The organism is Caballeronia sp. EK (genome assembly GCF_014384845.1).
Taxonomy (GTDB): Bacteria; Pseudomonadota; Gammaproteobacteria; order Burkholderiales; family Burkholderiaceae; genus Caballeronia; species Caballeronia jiangsuensis.
Genome location: NZ_JACSUE010000058.1, coordinates 1 through 3,521 on the forward strand (window position 1 = coordinate 1; position 3,521 = coordinate 3,521).

The following is a 3,521-nucleotide window of genomic DNA, read 5'->3' on the forward strand; positions in this document are numbered from 1 at the left end:
CGGCTATGGGCTCAAAGACCTGCCCGGCGGAGGCGAGCAGCTCGTTTCCTCACTGGTCGCGACAGCGATTAATGAAGCACGCCATCTTGATCCAGAGGAGCTTGATTGGGAGATTCAGGCTGCCGTGACTAGACTGAACTCACAGGCATCAAAAACCGTGCAGTCGGAGTATGCAAGTACGCAGGATAGCTTGTCAACCCAGACTGAATTACCGGACGAAATGATACGGCAGATTCAGAGCTATCTGCCGTATCGAGACCTGGGTGCGATGCGCTGCGTCGACAAGAAGCATTCGACTTTCGATGCTTCTGAAGTGGATAAGGCTAAAGCGTTGGAGGGGCGGGCAGCGGACATAAGCAGTCCAGAAGAATTCACGACACTCCTCGATGACATCCAGAAGCTGCCGCCCGGTTACCGGCAAGAGCCCCTGACTGCGCTGGCTCGCAGAGTGCCCATGCTCCTTGCTCCGAACTGGCGCGCAGTCTCCGATTCTGCGCTCATACAAAAGATGCCGAAGGCTATAGAGTGCATTCAAGTCTTCTTAGAAAAATATGTCGTTCCTCTCGAAATTGCGATTGTGCAACTCAATGAAGCTGACCGCGTGAAACCGCGCACCGCTCTGCAGGACGCGCGGGGCAATCAATTCGCTAAGCTTAATAATATGAACCGTATAACAAACCCTTTTGGTTAATTTTTTGGGGTGCAGATGCAGTGAACTGAGCAAGCTACAGTTAAGGAAGCTCTGCACAACGCGTTTAAGATGCCTGCGTCCAGTATGGAGGCAGGCAGGACGGGAACAATATGTCGGGGCTGATCTTTCGTTTCGGCGTCAACCACACCATCGACCTTGATCACCGCCCGACCAATTCGAACTTCAATCGTGCCGATGGTCCTGGTTGGCTTCGCCGCCTCCGGTTCGACCGAAGATGTAGGCGTGATGGCTACCGGCGCGTCGCTCGTAGCGCGCAGAAATGGACGTCTGGAACTCTTTGATCTGAGCGTGCAGGCCATGTCCACTGTTTCGATTCAGTGGACATCTTTCATGACAGAAGAGCACTCAGAAACGACTGGGCTGAAGGTCGTCAACGTTGGTCGGGACGGCAAGCGCAGATATGACCGGCAAACCAAACAGAAGTTGGTGGAAGCGTGTCTTGAGTCGGGTGCTTCAGTCGCCGGACTCGCACTCAAGCATGGAGTCAACGCCAACTTGCTGCGCAAGGGGATCAAGCTGCATCATCAGCGACTGGCTGGCACGTCCCTAAAGCCGGCGCCGACTGGCACAGCTTTCGTTCCGGTAGTCGAAGTCGATAGTCACGAAGCGGTGGTCGCGCCCGCATCCGCGAAGGCACACCGCCACACCCCCGCAGCAAGGACGTCGTCGCCCACTTCGGCGCGGTTGATGGTGCAGATGCCCAACGGCGTCACACTCCGGTTTGAATGCAGCGGCAATGACTCGCCGTTGCTATCGGCCATGATCGAGACGCTAGGACGGTGCGATGTTCCGCCTGGACGGCTTCAGGGCGTCAACCAGCATCGTCTTCTCCCGGTTGCTCAGGAGTTGCGGGTTGCCGCCCATCTCTTTTTTATCAGTTCGTTCGCCGTCTTGAGGATGTCGCGCTCGAGCTCGAGCTTCCGGATGTCACGTCGAAGCGATTCGACCTGCTGTTCCAGCTCCGCACGCTCAAGGTTCGGTGCTGGCTTCTTCTGGCGTCTCATGGATGCTGGAACCTCCTGACCGAGTAACTGGTTCTTCCAGTTGTACAGCAGAGGCCTGCTCACGCCCGCCCTCCGGGCAACGACGCTGCCGCTTTCCTCTCTGGTGCACAGTTCAATGACGGCCGCCTGCCTGGCCTCGTGCGATTTCGGAACGCTGCCAGTGGCCCTGCCGACACTACGTTTTCCGATCTCGGGGCACAATTCTTCAATCCATTTGGCAAACGTTCCACGACTCGGATAGCCCAAAGCCTTCAAGGTTGCAGCGGCACATCGGTCATGGCTCAGAAAGTGATCGAAGGCAATCCGCTTCTGTTCGGCTGAATACCTTGGCACAACACGAACATAGCCGGCGCGCAAATCATGACACTCTTCGTATTCGCGATGCCAGGTCTTCAGCGAATTCTTTGTCGGGTAACCCAGTTGCTTAATTGTTGCCTTGATCCGCTTGCCCTACTTCAGATACAGCCGAACTGCTTGAATGCGGTCTTCGTATGAGTACACGGACTACCTCCAGGTAGTCCAAGATTTTGTCCACACCCCCAGTGGGTCAGTTTTGCGTGCGCATCAACAGCCGTGCTCTATGCAGGCATCAAACCCGGAGCGGTATTGATGAGCGACGGCTACGAGCCGTACAACGAAATCGCCCGAACAAAGCAGCTGGTGCACCTCGGATGTTGGGCGCACGCGCGACGTTACCTGAGAGGCCGAAGAGGATCTCCCGCAGGTACAGCGCGGCGGCAATCATCCGGTGAGCGAATTCATTCGCCTGATCGGCCAGTTGTTTGCCGTTGAGGCACGATCCGAACACATGTCGCCGGAGCAGCGCCAGCAACTCAGACAGGCCAGAAGTCAGCCAGTTCTTGATCAGATCGAGGCGCTGCTATCGCGTCATCTGAATACGGTGTTGCCGCAAAGCGCGTTCGGCAAAGCGCTTCGATATCTGCGAGGCCAGTGGCCCAAGCTGGTTCGCTACGTCGGCAACGGAGCGTGGCCCATCTCGAACAACCTGCTTCATGCCGCTAGCGGCATGAAGCAGGTTATGCCGACTCCCCGATTATGCCGCGTCATGCATCCACGGACCCAACGGTTGGCGGATCTCTGTTCCCGGTCGCTCCGGTTGTCGGCATTATCAGAGGGCCTCCAGGAAGGCGAGCAACGGATCTGGAGGTTTGTAGCGTGTCGGTGCAACACCACTCGCCGTTGAGTGCGCGAGCGCGCGTTCCTTGAGCTGCATGTCGGCGTGCAAATAGATCTGAGTAGTCTCGGAGGACTCGTGCCCGAGCCAGAGTGCGATCACGGTCAGGTCGACGCCGTGATGCATCAGGCTCATCGCGGCCGTGTGCCGAAGCGTATGAGGCGTTATTGATTTTTTCTTCAGCGAGGGGCACGAGAGGCGCGCGATTTCGGCGTTGCGCGACACGAGTTGCTGAAGAGCATCGGCACTGAGATGACCACCGCGCGAACTGGGGAAGACCGGATCGCCTGGTTCGCCTGGTTGATACAGCTGCCACTGTTTCAGGACGGCAACTACATCCGGTCGCAGCGGAGTGCATCTCATCTTTCTGCCTTTGCCGAGGCAACGAACGTGGGCGCCTGTGCCGAGCGTCACATCCTGACGCGGGAGTGCGGTCAATTCACTATTGCGCAGACCCGTTTGAACCGCTACTAGAAGCAGCGTTCGGTGTAAGCGGCTCGTCTCGACCGTTGTAGGGGGTGACCTCAGTACGCAGCACAATGATGTCCATCACTTTCGATTTGATGGACACCACTTTGTCAGAGTTCTCAGAGAAGAAGCCGGGTAGTCG

General features: G+C 57.0%; 2 protein-coding genes and 3 pseudogenes. 3 read left to right on the forward strand and 2 right to left on the reverse strand.

Annotation, left to right across the window (positions count from 1 at the left end; all coding sequences use genetic code 11):
* Together IAG25_RS40870 and tnpA are read left to right on the forward strand one after the other, a co-directional pair.
* Positions 1-691 (forward strand): F-box protein (locus IAG25_RS40870; protein WP_187609863.1); only part of this gene is annotated, 691 nt, incomplete at its 5' end.
* 351 nt (positions 692-1,042) lie between these two features.
* Positions 1,043-1,474, forward strand: a pseudogene (gene tnpA / locus IAG25_RS42580) (IS66-like element accessory protein TnpA); the annotation flags it as partial.
* Between the two features lie 39 nt (positions 1,475-1,513).
* Here tnpA and IAG25_RS40880 read toward each other — a convergent pair.
* Positions 1,514-2,157, reverse strand: a pseudogene (locus IAG25_RS40880) (transposase); the annotation flags it as partial.
* 126 nt (positions 2,158-2,283) lie between these two features.
* Between IAG25_RS40880 and IAG25_RS40885 the strand changes: the two are divergent.
* Positions 2,284-2,722 (forward strand): annotated as a pseudogene (locus tag IAG25_RS40885) (IS66 family transposase); the annotation flags it as partial.
* Positions 2,723-2,845: 123 nt separating this feature from the next.
* On the opposite strand, the gene IAG25_RS40890 reads toward IAG25_RS40885, so the two are convergent.
* The gene (locus IAG25_RS40890; RefSeq protein WP_255504352.1) at positions 2,846-3,451 is read right to left on the reverse strand and encodes a tyrosine-type recombinase/integrase; all 606 of its coding nucleotides are present in this window, start codon (positions 3,449-3,451) and stop codon (positions 2,846-2,848) included.
* Positions 3,452-3,521: the final 70 nt, after the last annotated feature.